The organism is Curtobacterium sp. MCSS17_006 (genome assembly GCF_003234215.1).
Taxonomy (GTDB): domain Bacteria; phylum Actinomycetota; class Actinomycetes; order Actinomycetales; family Microbacteriaceae; genus Curtobacterium; species Curtobacterium flaccumfaciens.
The window spans coordinates 37,606-57,803 of sequence record NZ_QKSO01000011.1; the positions used below are offsets into that span (position 1 = coordinate 37,606).

Consider the following 20,198-nt stretch of genomic DNA (forward strand, 5'->3'; position numbering starts at 1 on the left):
ATGTCGGCGGCTCGGCCCGGCCGGATCAGGGTGTCCGGGCGGTCACCGATGTTGACGTCAACATCGAACGACGCGACGATAGCATGGCAACGTCAACATGCGCTAGCGTCCGGGGAGGCCGACCGCTCGGCCCCTCGATCCGGAAGGAGCGCCAGCGTGACGATGGAGTCCCCCGCCGGCACCCGCCGCGCCCCCTCGATGGCTGCCGTGGCCGACGCTGCCGGAGTGTCGATGCAGACGGTCTCGCGCGTCGCCCGGGGCTTCGACAACGTCAGCCCGGAGACCCGCGACCGCGTCCAGCGCGCGATGGAGTCCCTCGGCTACCGGCCCAACCGTGCCGCCCGTGCCCTGCGCTCCGGCCGCTTCCGCACGATCGGCGTGATCATGTTCACGCTCGCGTCCTTCGGCAACATGCGCACGCTCGAGGCGATCGCCGACGCCGCGGGGGTCGCCGACTTCACGATCACCCTGCTGCCCATGGCCTCGCGCACCGAAGCGGGCGTCCGTTCCGCGTTCTCGCGCCTGCACGAACAGGCCGTCGACGGCGTCGTGATCATCATCGAGTCGCACATCATCGACACCGCCGAGGTCGTGCTGCCCGACGGCGTGCCGATGGTCATCATCGACTCCACGGGCAGCACCGACCACCCCGCGATCGACACCGACCAGGCCGACGGCGCCCGACAGGCCACGCAGCACCTGCTCGACCTCGGGCACGAGACCGTCTGGCACGTCGCCGGTCCGGAGTCGTCGTACTCAGCAGCCCGTCGCCTCGCCGCGTGGCAGGACACCCTGACGCGCGCCGGTCGACCGGTCCCACCGGTGTTCCGCGGCGGCTGGACGACCGAGCACGGCTACGAGGCCGGGCTCGAGATCGCCGCACGCCCGGAGATCACCGCGGTGTTCGCCGCGAACGACCAGACCGCCCTCGGTGTCCTGCGCGCCGCACACGAGTCCGGACGCCCGGTGCCGTCGTCGCTCAGCGTGGTGGGGTTCGACGACTCCCCCGAGTCCGACTCGTTCTGGCCGCCGCTCACCACCGTGCACCAGTCCTTCGACGAGGTCGGCCGCCGAGCGGTCGCGAACCTGCTCGCCCAGATCGACGGCGAGCGGGTCAGCGTCGCGGCCGACCTGGTGCCGGTGCGGCTCGTCGAGCGGGCGAGCACGGCGGCGCCGCCGGCGCGCTGACGCGGGCGTTTCGCCCTCACCGACACATCACGCGCGCGCGTTCCCGTGAAGTGTCGCCCAGCCCGTGAAATCGCGCACGCGCCGGACGGGAGGCCCAGCGCCAGGCCGCCACGGGCCTCCCGGCCGCCGCGCGGGCCACGTCACGGGCCCAGCGACAGTCCACGCGCCCGTCACCCCGTGAACTGTCGCCCAGCACGTGAACTCGCGCCGCCCGCCGCGCCCCCACAACGAGCAGAGGACGTCGGGCGCGAGCGCCCGACGTCCTCTGTGCTCACTCGACGCCCGCCGTGGCGTGCGCCGAGGCGCCTTGTCAGCCGATCGAGACGGCGGTCCAGGAGACCGGCGGGAGCTCGATCGTGACGGTGTCGCCCTCGCGGCGGACCGACTCGTTCGTGCGCAGCCCCACGCGGGAGGTGTTCTCCAGGTCGTTCACGGCGTGCAGGTCGTCGTCCCAGACACCCTCGGCGTGGACGTCACCCGTCGCACCGATGCCGGCCAGGTCGATCGTCACCGTGGTCGGCTCGGACGGGTGGCGGTTGATCAGGAAGACCGCTGCCTTGCCGTCCTCGGACACGGTGGCGGCGGAGTCCACGACCGGGACCTCACCGTGCTTGCCACCGTCGACCGTGTCGCCCGAGGCCTTGACCTGCAGCGAGGTGCCCTGCGCCAGGCGCGAGGTGACCGAGAACGGGAAGAACGTCGTCTGGCGCCAGGCCGGGCCACCGGGCTCGGTCATGATCGGGCCGATCACGTTGACGAGCTGGGCGAGCGAGGCCGAGGCGACGCGGTCGGCGTGCCGGAGCAGCGAGATGAGCAGGCCACCCACGACGACGGCGTCGGCGACGGTGTAGATGTCCTCGAGCAGACGCGGGGCGACGGGCCACTCGTCGAGCGTGAAGGTCTTGGCCTTCGCTTCCCACTTCTTGATCGACCAGACGTTCCACTCGTCGAACGAGATGTCGATGCGCTTGTCGGACTTCTTCTGCGCCTGGACGTGGTCGGCGGCCGTGGTGACCGTCTTGATGAAGTGGTCCATGTTGGCGCCCGAGGCGAGGAACGACGGCAGGTCGTCGTCTTCCTCGTAGTAGGCGTGCGCGGAGATGTAGTCGACGTCGTCGTAGGTGTGCTCGAGGACGGTGCGCTCCCACTCGCCGAACGTCGGCATCGACGCCCCGGAGGAACCGCAGGCGACGAGCTCGAGGTCGGGCTGGATCTGCCGCATGGCCTTGGCGGTCATGGCGGCGAGCTTGCCGTAGTCGTCGGCGTTCTTGTGGCCGAGCTGCCACGGGCCGTCCATCTCGTTGCCGAGGCACCACATCTTGATGGCGAAGGGTTCCTGGCGACCGTTAGAACGACGGTATTCGGACAGTGCGGTCCCGGCGTCGATGTTCGCGTACTCGAGGAGCTCGATCGCTTCCTGCGTGCCGCGGGTGCCGAGGTTCACGGCGAGCATGAGCTCCGAGCCGACCTGGTCGAGCCAGTGCTGGAACTCGTGCAGTCCGACCTCGTTCGTCTCGGTCGAGTGCCAGGCCAGGTCGAGGCGGCGGGGGCGCTGCTCGACGGGGCCGACGCCGTCCTCCCACTTGTACCCGGAGACGAAGTTGCCACCGGGGTAGCGGATGGCGGAGACGCCGAGTTCCTTGACGAGTTCGACGACGTCCTTGCGGAAGCCGTGCTCGTCGGCGGTCTCGTGGGTGGGCTCGTGGATGCCGTCGTAGACGTGGCGGCCGAGGTGCTCGACGAACCCGCCGAACAGGCGACGTCGCACCGGCCCCACGGTGAACGCGGCGTCGAGGACGAGGTGTGTGCGGGGCATGGATCTCCTTCGATCGTGGCAGTGCGGTTCGTGCGGGGAGCGGGTGGGGCCACGGACGGGAACCGAAGCGGGCCGTCACGAAAGTGAGCGCTCACCTGACGGAAACGCTACCGGGTTCCACGCCGTCGCGAAAGGGGTGGCGGATGCCGGGAGCGAGCGCTAATGTGAGCGCTCACGGAGCACCGGAAGGTCGCTCCGTGTCCGGAGCAGCAGTGCTCCGGGTCCGGAGCAGCGATGCTCCGGCGGGAGCACCGACCCTGTTCCCGAGCCCGGCCCATCCCGATGGAGTGATGCCATGCCGATCCCACCCGCAACACCCGCGTCGCGCCTCTCGCGCCGGGGCTTCCTCGCCGCCGGTGCAGCGGCCGCGACGGTCCTGCCGCTCGCCGCCTGCTCGAGCCCCCTCGCCGCCGGCCTCGCCGGCAGCGCACTCAACCCCGAGACCCTCGTCTTCTGGAACCTGTTCGGCGGTGGCGACGGCGTCCGCATGCAGGCCATGGAGGACGGCTACGCGAAGCAGCACGGCGGCTCGAGCGCGCTGCAGGGCACCACGTTCGCGTGGGGCAACCCGTACTACTCGAAGCTGACACTGGCGACCGTCGGCAACAAGCCGCCGGACGTCGCGGTCGCGCACCTGACCCGCGCGAAGCCGCTCTGGGACGGTGACCTGCTCGACCCGATCACGTCCGACGACCTGGCGAGCGTCGGCCTGAGCGCCGCCGACTTCAACCAGAAGGCCTGGGCGGCGCAGAAGACCGACGGCAACAACATCGCGGTCCCGCTCGACACCCACCCCTTCGTCCTCTTCTACAACGTCGACGTCTGCAAGAAGGCCGGCCTGATCGACGGCGATGGCAACCTCGTCGACCTCAACGGCATGGACAACTTCGAGAAGGCCCTCGCCGCGGTCGCCAAGGTCACCGGCGGCACGGCGCTCAACGTCGCGAACGTGGTGCCGGAGACGGCCACCCCGTGGCGCTTCTTCTGGACCATGTACAACCAGCTGAAGGACGCCACCCCGTTCATCAGCGACGGCGGATCGAAGCTCACCGTCAACGAGGACGCCTACAACGAGGTCACGAGCCGCACCCAGAAGTGGGTGAAGGAGGGCTGGCTGAACAAGGCCCTCGACTACGCCACCGCGCAGTCGCTCATGTTCGACGGCAAGGCCGGCTTCTTCATGCAGGGCGAGTGGGAGATCAGCACCGCGCAGTCGATCAAGGGCCTGAACTTCGGCATGGCGCCGATCCCCCAGCTCTACGACAAGCCGGCGACCCAGGCGGACTCGCACACGTTCGTCCTGCCCAAGAAGGACCGGACGCCGGAGCAGCGCAAGCAGCACATGCTCTTCATCAAGCAGATGCTCGAGCAGAGCCTGACGTGGGCCGAGGGCGGGCACGTGCCGGCCTACATCCCGACGTTCGACAGCGCCGCGTACAAGAAGCTCACGCCGCAGTCGAACTACGCGGCCGCAGCCGAGACCGCCGTGTTCGACGACGCCGCCTGGTACGGCGGTTCGGGTTCGACGTTCGAGGGCACGGTGGGCGCCCAGCTCGCCCTCGTCCAGCAGGGCAGCTCGTCCCCCGCGCAAGCCCTCAGCGCCATCAAGTCGCAGCTCGCGACGTACCTCAACACCCCGAGCCCCCTGTGACCCGGTACGCAACAGCCCGGCCGGACCACGCCGGGCAGACGACCCCCGCGATCGCCGTGAACACCGCGCGAAAGGCACGATGACGTGACCACAGCACCTGTCCTCGACCGGCCGACCGACGCAGCCACCGCGCCGCGTCTCCGCCGGAACCGCACCTACGGCTCCAGCGTGAACCGCGGCCAGGGCCGCAGCGGCTGGCTGTTCCTCGCCCCGTTCGGCCTGTTCTACGTGGCCTTCCTGCTCGGCCCGACGGTCTGGATGATCGTCACGAGCTTCTTCAACACCTCGACCGTCCGCACCGGGCTCGGCAGCTTCGCCGGGTTCGCGAACTACGCCGAGATGCTCGGGCGCAGCGACTTCTGGTCGTCGCTCTGGCACACGCTGCAGTTCACGCTGTACACGACCCCGCCGCTCGTCATCCTGGCGTTCGTGTTCGCCGTGCTGACGAACCGGATGAACCGCGGGCAGTGGTTCTTCCGTCTGGCGTTCTTCCTGCCGTTCATCCTGCCGTCGGCGACGATCTCGCTGATCTGGGTGTTCATCTTCACGCCGAGCACCGGTCTGTGGGCGAGCCTGCAGTCGGCGATCGGCATGACGCCCGGCTCCGGCATGCTGTCGAGCCCGAACACGGCCATGATCGGTGTCGCGATCGCCACCGTGTGGTGGACCCTCGGCTTCAACTTCGTGCTCTACCTGGCCGGTCTGCAGGAGATCCCGCGCGAACTGTACGAAGCAGCCGCCGTCGATGGTGCGTCGAACTGGCAGCAGATCAAGTCGATCACGCTCCCCCTGCTCGGCCGCACGACGACGCTGGTCGTCCTGCTGCAGATCATCGCCAGCCTGAAGATCTTCGACCAGGTCTACCTGATGACGAACGGCGGGCCGGGCATCTCGACCCAGGTCTCCCTGCAGCTCATCACCGGCGTCGGCTTCACCGACAACCGGCTCGGTGCCGCATCGGCCGCGTCGGTCCTCCTGTTCATCGTGATCGTGGCGATCGCGGTCATCCGGCAGCTCGTCGAGCGCGCTGCCGCCAAGCGAGAGATCGGGGCCTGACATGACCGCCACCGAGAGCATCACCACCGGCCGCAAGCTCCGCACCGGCGTCTCGTCCGCCGCTCCGACGAGCGCCGCGAAGATCGGCGTCAGCGGTCGCGGCTTCACGATCGCGTCGGGGATCGTCCTGACGATCTTCGCGATCATCTGGCTCATCCCGAGCGTGTTCGCCCTGAAGACGTCGCTGTCCGACAATGGCGTCGCCGCCCTCGGCGCGAACGCGATCCTGTCGAACTGGAACCCGACGCTGCACTCGTACTCGTCGCTGTTCCAAGCTGGCGACATCTGGAATTGGTACCTCGCCAGCGCCATCACGAGCGTCGTCACGGCGGCACTCACCGTGCTGTTCGCGTCGATGGCGGCGTTCGCGCTGTCGCGGCTGGTGTTCCGCGGCCGCAACATCGCGTTCCTGCTCATCATCCTCGGGATCATGATCCCGACGCAGGTGCTGATCATCCCGATCTTCCAGGAGCTCAACGCGGTCGGCCTGCTCAACACCTACTGGTCGGTGATCTTCCCGCAGGTGCCCGCCGTGATCGCGGTGTTCATCTTCAAGCAGTTCTTCGACGGCATCCCGAAGGAGCTCGAAGAGGCCGCGCGCATCGACGGTGCCGGCATCTGGAAGGTCTACTGGTCGGTCATCCTGCCGCTGTCGCGTCCCGTGATCGCGGCCGTGACGATCCTGACCTTCGTCGGGGTGTGGAACAACCTGCTGCTGCCGCTGTTCGTGCTGTCCAACCCGGACCTCATGACGATCCCGGTCGGGCTCGCCACGGTCCAGGGCAGCTTCGGGCAGCGCTACGCCGACATCCAGGCCGGTGCGATCCTCGCGGCGCTGCCGCTGATCATCCTCTACCTGATCTTCCAGCGGCAGATCGTGGAGGGCGTGACGGGCTCGGGCCTCAAGGGCTGACGCGACCCACCACGGACGGGAGGCCCGGTGCCAGCTGGCACCGGGCCTCCCGTCCGTCCGTTGGTCGCGTCGCGTGCGCGGCGCGGCTGGCGGAACCGGGCGTACCCGGTCGGAAGTTCCTTGGTGGTATGCCCGAAAGGACCAGGCATCGCGTGCGCCAGGGGAAGAATCGGGCGTACCTGTTCAGGACGAGCGCACCTGGCGGAACCGGGCGTACCTGGTCGGAAGTTCTGTGGCGGTACGCCCGAAAGCACCAGGCATCGCGCACGCCAGGGGAAGGACCGGGCGTACCTGGCGGGAACGGGCGTAGCTAGAGGGAATCGGGCGCGCCTGGCGGAACCGGGCGCACCTGGTCAGAACGGGCGTACCCGGTCGGAAGTTCTGTGGCGGTACGCCCGAAAGCACCAGGCATCGCGCACGCCAGGGGAAGAATCGGGCGTACCTGGCAGAACCGGGCGTACCTAGGGGGAACGGGCGCGCCTGGCGGAACCGGGCATACCTGGTCGGAAGTTCCGTGGTGGTACGCCCGAAAGGACCAGGCATCGCGCACGCCAGGGGAAGAACCGGGCGTACCTGGCGGGAACGGGCGTACCTGGCGGGAACGGGCATGCCTGCCGGGCACGCGCGGGTCAGGCGGGGACGGAGACCTTCGTCTCGTGCTTCCAGAACCCGGAGAACGTGATGCGCGACTTCGGCAGGCCCGCACGGTGCAGGTGGCGGCGGCCCTCGGTGGCGAGCTTCGACTCCCCGACGACGAACGCGTAGCCCTGGTCGTCGGACGGCACGTGCCGCTGCAGTTCGGCGAGGGCGCCACTGCCGGGGACGGCGCCCGGCTGCCGGACGATCCAGGTCACCTGCACGCCGGTGGGGGCGTCGAGGTCGCGGATGTCGGCGGGGGTCGGGACCTCTTGGATGATGCGGCCGACGGTGTCGCGCGGCAACGAGGCAGCGATGCCGACGATGCCGGGCAGGCCGGTCTCCTCCGCCGCGACGATGATCTCGCTGGTGCCGGCCGGGACGTCGAAGATGCAGCCCTGGTCGAGCATCGCGAGTTCCTCGCCGGGGCTTGCGGCGCAGGCCCAGATCGCGGCGCGGCCCTCGAGCTGACCGCGGTGGTCCAGGTGCACGACGAAGTCGATGTCGAGCTCGGCGGTGCCGTCGGCGAGCAGGCGGTAGGCGGCGACGGTGTAGTTCGCGCAGTGCGGGCGGATGTCCTCGGGGATGCCGAGGAACGTCGGCCACCACTTCTTGCCGTCCAGGTCGGGCATCCGGAAGGCGTCCTGGTCGGGGCGTCGGACGAACAGGCGGAACCAGTGGTCGAAACCGAGGTAGCCGAACTCGTGCAGGTCGTCGCCGGTGACGGTGACGCGCTGCATCGAGGGGGTCACCCGCTGGGTCCGGAGGACACGGGCGCGGAAGAGCCGGGGGTTCGTCGGCAGGAGCCGCGGGGTCTTCGCCATGAGGCAAGGCTAACCTAAGATGACTTCCGTGCCAGCCCCCAATCCCGTTCTGGCTTCCGGTCCGGAGGCCCCCGAACCCGTCGCGTCCAGCGCCCGAGACGGCGACGCGTCCCGTGCCCTCGGCGTCCACCGGACCGCGATGCGGCGGCGGACCGCGGTGATCGTCGGGCTCGTCGTCGCCCTGGTGCTCGTCGCCGTGGCGAGCATGCTGCTCGGCAGCAACCGCATCGGTGTCGCCGAGGTGTGGGCGGGGCTCACCCGCTCCGGGTCGAGCACCGACGAGGCGATCGTGTGGGGCTCCCGCATCCCGCGCACGCTCATCGGTGCTGCGGTCGGGGCGGCCCTCGGCATCGCCGGGCTGCTCATGCAGGGACACACCCGCAACCCGCTCGCCGACCCCGGCCTGTTCGGGGTCTCGTCGGGTGCGGGGCTCGCGGTGGTGCTCGGCGTCTACGTGTTCGGGGTGACGAGCACGAGCGCGACCGTGTGGTTCGCCCTGGTCGGGCCCCTGGTCGCGAGCGTCGTCGTCTTCTCGGTGACCATCGCCGGCAGCGGCACCGCCAGTCCGGTGCCACTCGCCCTCGCCGGGGCCGCGGTCTCAGCGCTGCTCGCCGCCCTGACCTCCTTCGTCGTGCTGACCGACCAGGCCTCGCTCGACGCGTACCGGCTCTGGGTCGTCGGGTCCCTCGCCGCACGACAGCTCGACATCCTCGGGGCGGTGTGGCCGTTCCTGGCCGCCGGGCTCGTGCTCGCGGTGCTGAACGTCCGCGCCCTCGACGCCCTCGGGCTCGGGTCCGAGCTGGCGAAGGGGCTCGGCGAGAACGTGCTCATCGCCCGGCTCGTCGGCCTGGGCGGGATCACGCTGCTCGCCGCCGGGGCGACCGCTGCGGCCGGCCCGATCGGCTTCGTCGGCCTGACCGTGCCCCACGTCGCCCGCGCGCTCGTCGGCACCGGACACCGCTGGACCCTGCCGGTCTCCGGTCTGGTCGGCGCAGCCCTCGTGCTGCTCGCCGACGTCATCGGTCGCCTGATCGGCGGGTTCTCCGAGGTCGAGGTCGGCATCGTGCTCGCCGTCATCGGTGGCCCGGTGTTCGTCGCCGTCGCCCGTCGCCGATCGCTGGTGTCGCTGTGAGCGGGGCAGCGGTGCGCAGCACCGGCAGCACGCCCGGCAGCGCGCCCAGCAGCACGCCCGAGACCACCACGCCGGGCACGCCCGCCCCCGCTGCACGAACCCCCGGCCGCACCGGCATCCGCATCGGCCCCGTCGGCCTCGCCTGGCGCCCCCGGGTGTTCTGGTACACGGTCGGATCGATCGCCACCGTCCTGGTGCTCATCGTCCTCGGCACGGCGGTCGGCTCGACGTGGATCGCACCCGGGGTCGTCATCCGGTCCCTGCTCGGCCTGGAGTCCGGGCCGGACGCCTTCATCATCACCACCCTGCGCCTGCCCCGCGTGCTCACCGGCGCACTCGTCGGCCTGACACTCGGGGTGGCCGGCGCACTCACCCAGACCTTCACCCGCAACCCCCTCGGCACCCCGGACATCATCGGTGTCACCGCGGGCGCGAGCGTCGGTGCGGTCGCGGCCATCGTGCTCGGCGGCGGGACGTACTCGGTCTCGTCCCTGGTGCTCGGTGGCGGGATCCCGGTTGCCGCCACGATCGGCGCCCTGGTCGCTGCGGTCCTGGTGTACGGCCTGGGCTGGCGCGGCGGCGTGCAGAGCTACCGGCTCGTGCTGGTCGGCATCGGCGTGAGCGCGACCCTCGACGCGGTGACGAGCTACCTGCTCGTCCGCGCGAAGATCACCGTCGCCACCGCGGCGTCGCAGTGGCTCGTCGGCAGCCTGTCGAGCACCTCGTGGGAGAGCGTCTGGCCGCTGCTCGTGGTGGCGGTCGTCGCGGTGCCGATCGCGCTCGCGACGAGTGCTGCCCTCGGCATCGGGCAGCTCGGCGACGAGGTCGCGACGGGCGTCGGACTCGGCGTCCAGCGGCACCGGCTGCTCGTCATCGCGCTCGCGGTCGTGCTCACCGCCGCCGCCGTGGCCGCAGCGGGGCCGGTCGGCTTCGTCGCGTTCGTCGTCCCGCAGGTCGGGCTCCGGCTCGCCGGCACGAACCGGCCGCCGCTGCTGCTCGCCGGTGCCCTCGGCGCCGTGCTCGTGCTCGCCGCCGACCTGCTTTCCCGTTCCGCGTTCCCGTGGCAGGTGCCGGTCGGCATCATCACCACCGTGATCGGGGCGCCGTACCTGATCTGGCTCCTCGTCCGTCACCGCAAGGAGATGTCCCGATGACAACATCGCACCAACACGAGCACGAGCACGACACCCCCGTGCTCGAAGCCACGGCCCTGTCCGTCGGCTACGACCGCCAGCCCGTGCTGCGCGACCTGGACCTGCGGATCGAACGCGGCACCGTCACGACGTTCCTCGGCGCGAACGGCTGCGGCAAGTCGACCCTGCTCAAGGCGTTCGGCCGCGTGCTCAAGCCACAGGCCGGCGAGGTTCTGCTCGACGGCACCCCGATCCGCAGGGAGCCGAACCGCCAGGTCGCCCGCAAGCTCGCGATCCTGCCGCAGTCCCCCGTCGCCCCCGCGGGCACCAGCGTGCTCGACCTGGTGATGCGCGGCCGGAACCCGCACCAGTCGTGGGCGAAGCCGTGGACCGCCGAGGACGCCGCCGTCGCCGAAGAGGCCATCGCCGCCACCGGCCTGACCGAGGTCGCGCACCGCGACGTCACGAGCCTGTCCGGCGGGCAGCGCCAGCGTGCCTGGATCGCCATGGTCGTCGCGCAGCAGGCCCAGACGCTCCTGCTCGACGAGCCGACCACCTACCTCGACCTCGCGCACCAGCTCGAGGTCCTGCGGCTCGTCCGGCGGCTGAACCGTGAGCAGGGGTCGACGATCGTCATGGTGCTGCACGACCTGTCGCTCGCGGCGCGGTACTCCGACCGGCTCGTGGTGCTGCACGACGGCGGGGTCGTGGCCGACGGCACCCCCCACGACGTCCTCACCCCGGCACTGCTCGAGCACGCGTTCGGCCTGCACGCCCGGGTGTTCCCCGACCCGGTGACCGGTGCACCGATGATCGTGCCCGAGGCGGACGAGCACGACCCCGTCCCGAGTGCCACGACGGGGCACACGGTCCCGAGTGCCCCGACCGAGCGCACGGTCCCGACGAAAACCGAAGACGTACTGGCGAGTACCGCGAACTTAGGTTAGCCTCTCCTAACGTGAAGACCTCCCGACGTGGCCACCTGCGCGCCGCCCTCCTGACCTCCGTGACCGTCTCGGCACTCCTCCTGACCGGCTGCTCGAGCACCGGCAACTCGAACGACTCCGACTCCGACGGCGGCACCGCCGCGTCGAAGGCATGGTCGTACGAGGACGCCACGGGCGCCACCGTGAAGGTCGACCACACGCCGAAGCGCGTCGTCGTGCTGAACGACATCGCCCTGTCGTTCATCGAGTACGGCCTGAAGCCCGTCGGCACCTTCGGGCAGCTGACGATGGCGAAGGACGCCCGGTTCAAGGGGCTCGACACCGACGGCATCACGCAGCTCGGCACCGCCTACGGCGACATCGACCTCGAGCAGCTCGCCGCGCTCAAGCCCGACCTCGTCGTCACCTCGGTCTACCCGACCGACGCCAAGGGCACGCTCGACACGAAGCAGCCCGGCTACGGCTTCAAGGACAAGGCGCAGGAGAAGCAGATCGAGGCCATCGCGCCGGTCGTCCAGGTGAAGTGGGGCGGCAAGGGCGAGGACGTCATCGAGAAGATCGCCGAACTGTCCGAGTCCCTCGGTGCGAAGGAGTCGACGGTCGACGCCGCCGAGGAGCGCTTCGACACCGCGGCCGACGAGCTCGAGAAGGTCTCGAAGGAGAAGGACCTGTCGGTCGTCTCGATGTACGCCGACGGTGACGGCGCGTACGTCACCCGCCCGACCGACGAGCCGTCGCTGCAGATGTACGCGTCGTACGGGGTCGACTTCGTCAACCCGAAGCCCGAGGGCTTCTACTGGGGCATCTACTCGTGGGAGAACGCCGGCCAGATCACCGGTGACGTGCTGCTGCTGTCGCAGCAGGGCTACCAGGTCGCCGACCTCGAAAAGCAGCCGACCTTCGCCGACAACGCCGCGCTCGAGGCGGGCCAGGTCCACAGCTGGACGTTCCCGGCCCTCGACTACGCGTCGCAGGCCGACTACATGACCAAGCTCGCGGGCTGGCTCGAGGACAGCAAGAAGCTGTCGTAGGACGCAACCGAGAACCGGCCTGGAGGCGTGGTGCCAGCTGGCACCGCGCCTCCAGTCCGTTCGTGGTTGCGTTCCGGGCCGTCAGCCGGCCGGCAGCGCCGCGTTCACCGCGGTCTGCGCGTCGCGCCAGACGGCCGCGCGCGATCCCGCGTAGGTGCCGCCCTGACCGTTGGAGAACGACCGCAGGTTGTGCTTCGCGCCGTCCGTGTTGCCCTGCCAGTAGGCGGTGACGGCACGCGAGGTCCCGCCCACCAGCCACACCTGGTCGGCCGCGTCCGTGGTGCCGGTCTTGCCGAACAGGGTCGCGCCGTCGGGGGTCTGCCCACCGCTCGCCGTGCCGCCGCGGAACGCGCCCTGCATGACGTCGAACGCGGTGGCCGCGGTCTGCGGCGACACCGCCTGCCTGCACGTGCGGGGTTGTCCGCCGAGTTCCTCGCCGTCGGGTGCGACGACCTGGTCGATCACCACGGGTGCGCAGAACCGCCCGCCGTTCGCGATGCCCGCGTAGGCCGACGCCATCGTCAGCGGGGCGATGCTCTCGGTACCGAGCAGGGACCCCGGGTTCCAGGGCAGCTCGCCACCGGTCGCCAGGTGCACCCCCAGCCGCTCGGCCACGTCGCGGATGTCGCACAGGTCGAGCTGTTCGGCCATCGACTGGTACGCCGCGTTCACGGACTGCGCCGTCGCCGACCGGACCGAGTACGGACCACGCTGCCCGGGTGAGTCGTTCTTCGGCTGCCAGAACGCCGAGGCGGGTCCACCGCACGCGGTCCACTCGCTGTGCGGGTGCGGTGTGCCGTCGACGACGGTGTCCGGGCTGCGGCCGGCCTCGATCCACGCCAGCAGGGTGAACATCTTGTAGGTCGAACCGGTCTGGAAGCCCGTCGAGCTGCCGTCCGCCTGGTCGGTGGCGTAGTTCAGCGAGGTCGCGGTGCGGGGCGCGTCGGACGACCGGTCGTGGTCGGTGTTCTGCGCCATCGTCAGCACACGGCCCGTCCCGGCCTCGACCGTGTTGAACGTGGCCCCCAGCGCCAGCCGGGTCTCGGTCTTCGGGTCGTACTGGTCGAGCAGCCGCTTCTGTTCCGCGTTCAGGTCGAGGTCGAGCGTGGTCTGGATCCGGTACCCGCCGGTGCGCCAGGCGTCCGCCCGCTGCTGCTTCGTCGCGCCGAGCTGCGGGAGCCGCTGGGCGATGGTCTCCGCGTGGTCGCAGAAGAACTCCGCGCCCACCTCGACCGCCTCGCACCCCTGCTGCGGTGCCGTCAGGTGCACGGAGTCGGCGACACGGGACAGCCGAGCCGTGCGGTACTCCTCGGTCGACAGGTGCCCCTGCTCGTGCATCGACCGCAGGATCACGTTCCGCCGCGCGGCGTTGTCGCGGTGGTGGTCCGGCGTCGACAGGTCCCGTCGCTCCGGCCACTGCACGATCGCGATGAGGGACGCCGCCTCGGCCGGGGTCAGGTCGGTCGCCGACTTGCCGTAGTAGTGCTGCGCCGCCGACTGCACCCCGTAGGTCTGGTCACCGAAGTAGGCGATGTTCAGGTACGCCGCCAGGATCTGCTGCTTCGTGTACTGCTTCGCCAGGCTGATCGCGAGCTTCATCTCGGCGAGCTTGCGCTGCGGTGTCCGCCGGGTCGCGTCCTCGTACGCGGCCTCGCGCTCCTCGGCGGTGGGCAGTTCGCTCGCCTGCTGGATCTTGATGTTCCGCACGAGCTGCATCGTCAGGGTCGAACCACCCGACCCGCCCTCGGTTCCGGACGTGGCGACGCTCACGAGTGACCGGACGACGGACGTCGCGTCGACACCGCCGGTCTCGTAGAACCGCTTGTCCTCGCCGTCCACCGCTGCGTGCTCCAGGTGGTCGCTGATCTGCTCGAGCGTGAGCTCCTGCCGGTCCTGGTCCCACACGTTCGCCAGGTGCACCGGCTCGCCGCCGCGGTACGCCCAGATCTGGTTCCGCTGCGGCAGCTGCCCGATCTCGATGTCCTCCGGCAACGACTCGAACACCCCGATCGCCGAGGTCGTGCCGACGCCGGCGACCGCGATCACCGGCGTCACCCCGACGCTCACCAGCAACCCGGCGAGCACACTGCCACCCACGAAGCCGAGCGCGGCTCCCCCTGCACGTCGCATCGTCATGTCGTCCGTTCCCCCTCGGTCGCACCGTCATCGGCGCGGTCCGGAGAGGCTCGCAGTCCTGCTCGGGCGGTCGCCGTGACTTCCCCGCGGAACACCGTCGTGTCCGCTGGGAAAGTGCCGGTGCGATCCGCTCCCCGCCGCCGCGCTACGATCCGGGCATGACCCCGATCGCGCCACGTGTGCTGCACATCCTCTGCACGGCGTTCCTCGTCGTGGCGTTCCTGGCATCGTTCGTCGGTGGGTACGCGAACGCGAACGACTCCGGCGAGGGCGGCGCGAACATCGGTGCCGGGGCGCTGATGTTCTTCGGGGCACTCGCCGGCGTGGTCGGCATCGGGCTCGGCGTCGCGGCGCTCGTCTCCGGCCTCGTCGCCGCCCGGCGCAGCGCGGCCTGACCACCGGTCGCGCGCCGTTCGGAGCACCACGGTCGCGGTGGTGGCGGGATCGCCAGGACCGGAGGATCATCGGCCCATGGAGTACTCGACGGCGATGCTCACCGAGGAGACGTGGCCCGACTTCGCCGCGCTCGTGACCCGCAGCAACGGTGTGTGGGGCGGGTGCTGGTGCATCGGTTTCCACCCGGACGGCCCACGCGGGACGCCCGACCCGACGACGTCCCACCAGGAGGCGAAGCACCGCCACGTGCGGAACGGCACGAACCACCAGGTCCTCGTCTACGCCGACGGCACGGCGGTCGGCTGGTGCCAGTTCGGGCGGCCGGTCGAGCTGCCGACGATCCTGAACCCCGGCGCGTACGCCCGCGACGCCTCGACGCCGCCGGACTGGCGGATCGGCTGCGTGTTCGTGGAGTCCCGGCACCGGGGTCAGGGGGTCGCACGCGCCGCGGTCACGACCGCACTCGACCAGATCCGGCGGGCCGGCGGCGGGACCGTCGAGGCCTACCCGGAGCAGACGGTCGAGCGGAAACCGCAGCGCGGTGCCTACCTGCACACCGGGCCGGAAGAACTGTTCACGCAGTTCGGGTTCGTGCGCGACCGCCGCATCGCCAAGTGGCGGTGGGTGATGCGCACGACGGTGTGACCGGCGTACCCGCTCGACGCCGCACTTCCAGCCCGTCGCGCGTACCGTGGGAACCGTGACACGCACCGCTCCGGTACGACCGCACCGCCTCGCCCTCATCGGCGCCGCCGTGGCCCTGGTGATCGGGGTCGGCCTGCTCTTCACCCCCTGGGACGGGCCGGTCATCGTGCTCGCCTGGGCGCTCATCGTCGCCGCTGTCGTCCTCGGCGCCATCACGCTGTTCCTGGTGCGGGCGCCCCGCAGCTAGGCCGCGAGCCACGGCCAGCGCGACGATCTGGCGTGCCGCGCGACACCCCCGCACCAGCACCACCCGCAGCAGCGCCGGATACGCTCGGCGCATGACGGACCAGGGGTGGCACGAGGACGTGCTCGGAGCACCGTACGAGCGGCTCGAAATGCCGCTCGGCACCGACTCCGAGGGACCCGTCGTCGCCACCCTGGTCCGCCGCCGGCACACCCCGACGGACCTGCTGCTGCACGGTCGCGGGCCCCTGCACGGGGTCGACGTGCTCTACGTGCACGGCTGGTCGGACTACTTCTTCCAGGTGGAGCTCGCCGAACGCCTCGAGCGGCTCGGTGCCCGGTTCCACGCGCTGGACCTGCGGAAGTACGGTCGGAGCCTGCGCCCGTACCAGACCCCGGGCATGGTCGACGACCTGGCGGTGTACGACGAGGACATCGCCGCGGCGCTCGACGCGATTTCGGCCGAGCACCCCGGCTCGGACCGCCGCCGACTCGTCCCGATGGGCCACTCCACCGGCGGCCTGACCCTGTCGCTCTGGGCAGCCCGGCACCCGGAGCTCGTGCACGGCCTCGTGCTGAACAGCCCGTGGCTCGAGTTCCAGGCCACGGCGGTCGGCCGGGCCATCGTCGCACCGGTCATCAAGCTCGGTGCCCGCCGGAACCCCCTCGCGCCGATGCCCGCCGTCGACCCCGGCTTCTACACCCGCACCGTCTCGGCCGAGGGCGAGGGGTCGTGGACCTACGAGCAGAAGTGGCGGCCGGAGCGTGGCTTCCCCCTGCACCCCGGGTGGCTCGCCGCGGTGTTCGACGGCCAGGCACAGGTCGAGAAGGGCCTCGGGATCGGGGTCCCGACCCTGGTGATGCTGAGCGACAAGAGCATGCTCCAGCCGCGGTGGGACCCGGGCATGGCGCGGGCCGACGTCGCCCTGAACGTCGACACGGTGGCGCACCGCTCGCTCTCCCTCGGCGAGGAGGTCACGGTCCGCCGACTCGAAGGCGCCCTGCACGACGTCGTGCTGTCCGCGCCGGAGGTGCGGGAACGGGCGTACGACGCCATCGGGCGCTGGGCGACCACCCTCCGCTAGTCCCGCGGCGACAGTCCCGTGACGCTGGCGACTCAGTCGGACAGCCCGGCCACCGCGGTGCGGGTCGCCGCGGCGACGAGCGCGTCCGACGGCTCCGCACCGGGATCAGCGCGGCTCGTCATCACCACGAGCACGACGGGGTCGCGCCCCGGCGGCGTCACGACCGCGATGTCGTTCCGCACCCCGTAGGACGCCGTGCCGGTCTTGTCGGCGACCCGCCACGACGGGTCCACCCCGGCACGGATCGTCGCGTCCCCGGTCGTGTTGCCGAGCATCGCCTCACGGAGCACCCGCCGGTCGGCGGCGTCGAGGGCGTCCCCGAGCAGCACGGTCCGGAGGTCCGCCGCGAACCGCTCCGGCGTCGTCGTGTCCCGTGGGTCGCCCGGGGTCGCCTCGTTCAGGTCGGGTTCGACCCGGTCGACACGCGTCGTCCGGTCCCCGATGCCGCGCAGCCACCGCTCGACGGCGTCCGGCCCGCCGAGCCGCTCCACCAGCAGGTTCGCCGCGGTGTTGTCGCTGGAGCGGAGCGCCGCGTCGACGAGCTCGCACACCGTCATCCCGGTGTCGACGTGCTCGCTCGTCACGGGCGCGTACTCGAGCAGGTCGCCGCGGTCGTAGTGCACGACGGTCGCCAGGTCGGCGTCGGACGAGGCGTCGAGGACCGCCGCCGCGATGAACACCTTGACCGTCGACGCGAAGGCGAACCGCTCCCCCGCACGGTGCACGATCGTCCGACCGCTCCCGGTGTCGACGGCGGCAATCCCGAGCCGTGCGTCGTACCGCCGCTCCAGCGCCGCGAAGGCCCGCGCGGTGGCGGGGTCGGTCGCCGGGTCGGTCGACGGCGCCGCTGCACCCGAAGCCGCCCCAGACGCAGCAGCAGGAGCAGACGACGTCGGCCCGGTCGTGTCACCACCCGGCACACCGGAGCACCCCACCAGCCCGACCAGCACCAGCGCCGTCAGGGCCGCGGCCGTCGTCCTCGTCCCACCTCGCACGCCCCGAGCCTGCCCGACGACCGTGCAACTACCCTGAGCGGCATGCCAGCCCCCGCCGTCCGCCTCACCCGCCTGGACCCCACCGGCGCCGACCGCCAGGAGTTGCTCGCGTTCCTGACGTCCGAGGAGTTCCCGTTCCACGTCCGACGGCGCATCAGCGCGGCCGACGCGGCGAGCGCCGTCGACTCCGGCACCTACCGCGACGACGAGCACGACACATCCTGGCTCGACCACGACGACCTCGGGCGGATCGGACTGGTCCGCCTCGAGGACCTGGCGGACCCCGTCCCCCTGTTCGACCTGCGCCTGGCCGGTCGCTTCCGGGGTCGGGGACTCGGGGTCCCCGCCCTGCGTGCGGTGACCGACCACGTGTTCGCGACGATGCCGGCGATCACGCGCTTCGAGGGCCAGACCCGCGAGGACAACACCGCCATGCGCCGGGTCTTCGTCCGCGCCGGGTGGGTGCAGGAGGCCCACTACCGCGAGGCGTGGCCCGTCGACGGCGGACCGGCCGTCGGGTCGGTCGGTTACGGCGTGCTGCGCCGCGACTGGGAGACGGGCGAGACCACCCCGGTGCCGTGGGACGACGTCGCGCGGTGAGCGGCTGACGGTTCTGGTTCACGATCCTCGGGGTTCGCGAACCGGAACCGTCATCGCGCGGACACGAACCGCCGTCCCGCGCCCGTCACGTGGGCAGCAGGCGGACGGGAGGCCCGTGGCGGCGCCGCCACGGGCCTCCCGTCCCTCGGTCGGTCGCGTCTCAGGACCGTGACAGGCGCTCCACGGTGGCGTGCGCGCCGTCCGCGATGAGCCCGTCCAGGGCGTCGCGGTACGCGGCGACGAACCGTTCGTCGTCGACCAGGTCGCCGAAGACCTGGCGGTTCGCGATGAAGGCGAGGCGGTCCTCGCGCTGGGTCAGGGCGATGCGGTGCAGGGGTTCGGCGAGCCGGTCGACGATCTCGATGGGTTCACCGGACTCGTCGGTGCCCTCGTCGTAGCGGGCCCAGGACGCGACGATGCCGGCGGACAGCGTGACGGGTCGGCCGGCGGCCAGGTTCTCGCGCACGACGGGGAGCAGCCACTTCGGGATCCGGTCGCTCGACTCGGCGCAGAGCCGGGCGAGGGTGTCGCGCACCTCGGGGTTCTGGAAGCGCTCGATCAGGGTCGACTTGTACTCATCGAGGTCGATGCCGGGCACCGGGTGCAGCGTCGGCGTGCCCTCTTCGTCCATGTAGCGGCGCAGGAAGGTCGCGATCGCCGGGTCCTGCGTTGCCTCGTGCGCGTAGCGGTACCCGGACAGGTAGCCGAAGTAGCAGAGTCCCTGGTGGCTGGCGTTGAGGAGTCGGAGCTTCATGAGTTCGTACGGCTCGACGTCGTCGACGAGCTGGACGTCGGCGTCCTCGTAGGGCGGGCGGCCGGCGGGGTGGGCGTCCTCGAGCACCCACTGGAAGAATGGTTCGGCGACGACGGGCCAGGCGTCGTCGATGCCGAGCTCGTCGCGGACCCAGGCGCGGTCCTCGTCGGCGGTGACCGGGGTGATGCGGTCGACCATCGAGTTCGGGAACGCCACGTGCTCGTCCATCCAGTCCGCGAAGGCCGGGTCCTGCAGCCGGGCGTAGGCGGTGAACATCGACCGTGCGACGTGCCCGTTGCCCTGGATGTTGTCGCAGGACATCACGGTGAACGGGTCGAGGCCGCGGTCCCGTCGGCGGCGCAGTGCCTCGACCACCAGGCCGAACACCGTGCGGGGCGGGCCGTCGCCGCGCAGGTCGGCCGCGACGCCGGGCTCGTCGGCGACGAACTCGCCGGTGACGTGGTCGAAGTTGTAGCCGCCCTCGGTGATGGTCAGGCTGACGATCCTGGTGTCCGGGTGCGCCATCTTCTCGACGACCGCGTCCGGATCGTCGACGGCGAGCAGGTACTCGACGATGCTGCCGACGACGCGTGACTCACGGGTGCCGTCCGGGTGCTTGAGGACGAGCGTGTACAGGCCGCCCTGCTCGGCCATCGCGGTCGCCATCCGACGGTCCTGCTCGAGCACGCCGACGCCGCAGATGCCGTACTCGCGGGCCTCGCCTCGCTGCAGGAGCCGGTCGATCACCATCGCCTGGTGCGCGCGGTGGAACCCGCCGACGCCGAAGTGGACGATGCCGGCGGTGATGCCGTCGCGGTCGTAGGTGGGCACGGTGACACCGCTCGCGGCGATCTCGTCGAGGGTCTCCGGGGACAGGCGGACGGGCATCGGTACTCCTTCGTACGGTGGCGGATCCGCGGGCGGTGACGCAGCGGTTCGTCCGGCCAGTCTGGCACCCGGCACCTCCGACTGAACAGCGGTGCAGCACAGACGTTCTGCACCGGGGGACGAACCTGG

At 71.0% G+C, this 20,198-nt stretch carries 18 protein-coding genes; 13 read left to right on the plus strand and 5 right to left on the minus strand.

Annotation, left to right across the window (positions count from 1 at the left end):
- The first annotated feature begins 162 nt into the window (after positions 1-162).
- Entirely contained in the window at positions 163-1,188 is a 1,026-nt protein-coding gene (locus DEJ21_RS11710; protein ID WP_035808788.1) for a LacI family DNA-binding transcriptional regulator, read from the plus strand.
- A 310-nt stretch (positions 1,189-1,498) separates the two neighbouring features.
- On the opposite strand, the gene DEJ21_RS11715 is transcribed toward DEJ21_RS11710, so the two are convergent.
- Positions 1,499-3,004, minus strand: coding sequence for an alpha-N-arabinofuranosidase (locus DEJ21_RS11715; RefSeq protein WP_111224682.1), 1,506 nt, complete (start codon positions 3,002-3,004; stop codon positions 1,499-1,501).
- A 295-nt stretch (positions 3,005-3,299) separates the two neighbouring features.
- On the opposite strand from DEJ21_RS11715, the gene DEJ21_RS11720 reads away from it, so the two are divergent.
- The 3 genes from DEJ21_RS11720 to DEJ21_RS11730 all read left to right on the plus strand — a co-directional run bounded on the left by DEJ21_RS11720 (position 3,300) and on the right by DEJ21_RS11730 (position 6,624).
- Entirely contained in the window at positions 3,300-4,655 is a 1,356-nt protein-coding gene (locus DEJ21_RS11720; RefSeq protein ID WP_111023535.1) for an extracellular solute-binding protein, read from the plus strand.
- A gap of 84 nt (positions 4,656-4,739) precedes the next feature.
- Positions 4,740-5,711, plus strand: coding sequence for a carbohydrate ABC transporter permease (locus DEJ21_RS11725; RefSeq protein ID WP_111023538.1), 972 nt, complete (start codon positions 4,740-4,742; stop codon positions 5,709-5,711).
- A 1-nt stretch (position 5,712) separates the two neighbouring features.
- The gene (locus DEJ21_RS11730; RefSeq protein WP_027466145.1) at positions 5,713-6,624 is read left to right on the plus strand and encodes a carbohydrate ABC transporter permease; all 912 of its coding nucleotides are present in this window, start codon (positions 5,713-5,715) and stop codon (positions 6,622-6,624) included.
- A 629-nt stretch (positions 6,625-7,253) separates the two neighbouring features.
- Here DEJ21_RS11730 and DEJ21_RS11735 read toward each other — a convergent pair.
- Positions 7,254-8,084: a siderophore-interacting protein gene (locus DEJ21_RS11735; protein ID WP_111224683.1), complete on the minus strand. Its 831-nt coding sequence runs from the start codon at positions 8,082-8,084 to the stop codon at positions 7,254-7,256.
- Between the two features lie 28 nt (positions 8,085-8,112).
- On the opposite strand from DEJ21_RS11735, the gene DEJ21_RS11740 reads away from it, so the two are divergent.
- Genes DEJ21_RS11740 through DEJ21_RS11755 form a run of 4 tightly spaced genes read left to right on the plus strand, consistent with a single transcriptional unit; the run spans position 8,113 to position 12,327 of the window.
- Complete coding sequence (locus DEJ21_RS11740) at positions 8,113-9,216, plus strand: iron ABC transporter permease (protein ID WP_258375027.1); 1,104 nt, start codon at positions 8,113-8,115, stop codon at positions 9,214-9,216.
- The gene (locus tag DEJ21_RS11745; RefSeq protein ID WP_258375028.1) at positions 9,213-10,370 is read left to right on the plus strand and encodes an iron ABC transporter permease; all 1,158 of its coding nucleotides are present in this window, start codon (positions 9,213-9,215) and stop codon (positions 10,368-10,370) included. Before DEJ21_RS11740 ends, DEJ21_RS11745 begins: the two co-directional genes overlap by 4 nt.
- A complete protein-coding gene (locus DEJ21_RS11750) occupies positions 10,367-11,296 on the plus strand; it encodes an ABC transporter ATP-binding protein (RefSeq protein ID WP_111224685.1) in 930 nt (309 codons plus the stop codon). The genes DEJ21_RS11745 and DEJ21_RS11750 overlap by 4 nt, the downstream gene beginning before the upstream one ends.
- A gap of 11 nt (positions 11,297-11,307) precedes the next feature.
- Complete coding sequence (locus DEJ21_RS11755) at positions 11,308-12,327, plus strand: ABC transporter substrate-binding protein (RefSeq protein ID WP_111032867.1); 1,020 nt, start codon at positions 11,308-11,310, stop codon at positions 12,325-12,327.
- Between the two features lie 81 nt (positions 12,328-12,408).
- Here DEJ21_RS11755 and DEJ21_RS11760 read toward each other — a convergent pair whose 3' ends face one another.
- The gene (locus tag DEJ21_RS11760) at positions 12,409-14,463 is read right to left on the minus strand and encodes a transglycosylase domain-containing protein (protein ID WP_258375029.1); all 2,055 of its coding nucleotides are present in this window, start codon (positions 14,461-14,463) and stop codon (positions 12,409-12,411) included.
- Positions 14,464-14,621: 158 nt separating this feature from the next.
- On the opposite strand from DEJ21_RS11760, the gene DEJ21_RS11765 reads away from it, so the two are divergent.
- The 4 genes from DEJ21_RS11765 (at position 14,622) to DEJ21_RS11780 (ending at position 16,832) form a co-directional block, all read left to right on the plus strand.
- Complete coding sequence (locus tag DEJ21_RS11765; protein ID WP_071414700.1) at positions 14,622-14,858, plus strand: hypothetical protein; 237 nt, start codon at positions 14,622-14,624, stop codon at positions 14,856-14,858.
- A gap of 76 nt (positions 14,859-14,934) precedes the next feature.
- The gene (locus DEJ21_RS11770) at positions 14,935-15,504 is read left to right on the plus strand and encodes a GNAT family N-acetyltransferase (protein ID WP_209131409.1); all 570 of its coding nucleotides are present in this window, start codon (positions 14,935-14,937) and stop codon (positions 15,502-15,504) included.
- Between the two features lie 55 nt (positions 15,505-15,559).
- Entirely contained in the window at positions 15,560-15,751 is a 192-nt protein-coding gene (locus DEJ21_RS11775; RefSeq protein WP_111023553.1) for a hypothetical protein, read from the plus strand.
- 91 nt (positions 15,752-15,842) lie between these two features.
- Entirely contained in the window at positions 15,843-16,832 is a 990-nt protein-coding gene (locus DEJ21_RS11780) for an alpha/beta hydrolase (RefSeq protein ID WP_111224686.1), read from the plus strand.
- Between the two features lie 32 nt (positions 16,833-16,864).
- On the opposite strand, the gene bla is transcribed toward DEJ21_RS11780, so the two are convergent.
- The gene (bla, locus tag DEJ21_RS11785; protein WP_375342401.1) at positions 16,865-17,752 is read right to left on the minus strand and encodes a class A beta-lactamase; all 888 of its coding nucleotides are present in this window, start codon (positions 17,750-17,752) and stop codon (positions 16,865-16,867) included.
- A 117-nt stretch (positions 17,753-17,869) separates the two neighbouring features.
- On the opposite strand from bla, the gene DEJ21_RS11790 reads away from it, so the two are divergent.
- A complete protein-coding gene (locus DEJ21_RS11790; protein WP_111224688.1) occupies positions 17,870-18,427 on the plus strand; it encodes a GNAT family N-acetyltransferase in 558 nt (185 codons plus the stop codon).
- A gap of 160 nt (positions 18,428-18,587) precedes the next feature.
- Here the strand turns inward: DEJ21_RS11790 and DEJ21_RS11795 are convergent, their stop codons facing one another.
- Positions 18,588-20,069 carry a mannitol dehydrogenase family protein gene (locus DEJ21_RS11795; protein ID WP_111224689.1) on the minus strand — a complete coding sequence of 494 codons (1,482 nt, stop codon included), beginning with the start codon at positions 20,067-20,069 and terminating at the stop codon, positions 18,588-18,590.
- Between the last annotated feature and the right edge of the window lie 129 nt (positions 20,070-20,198).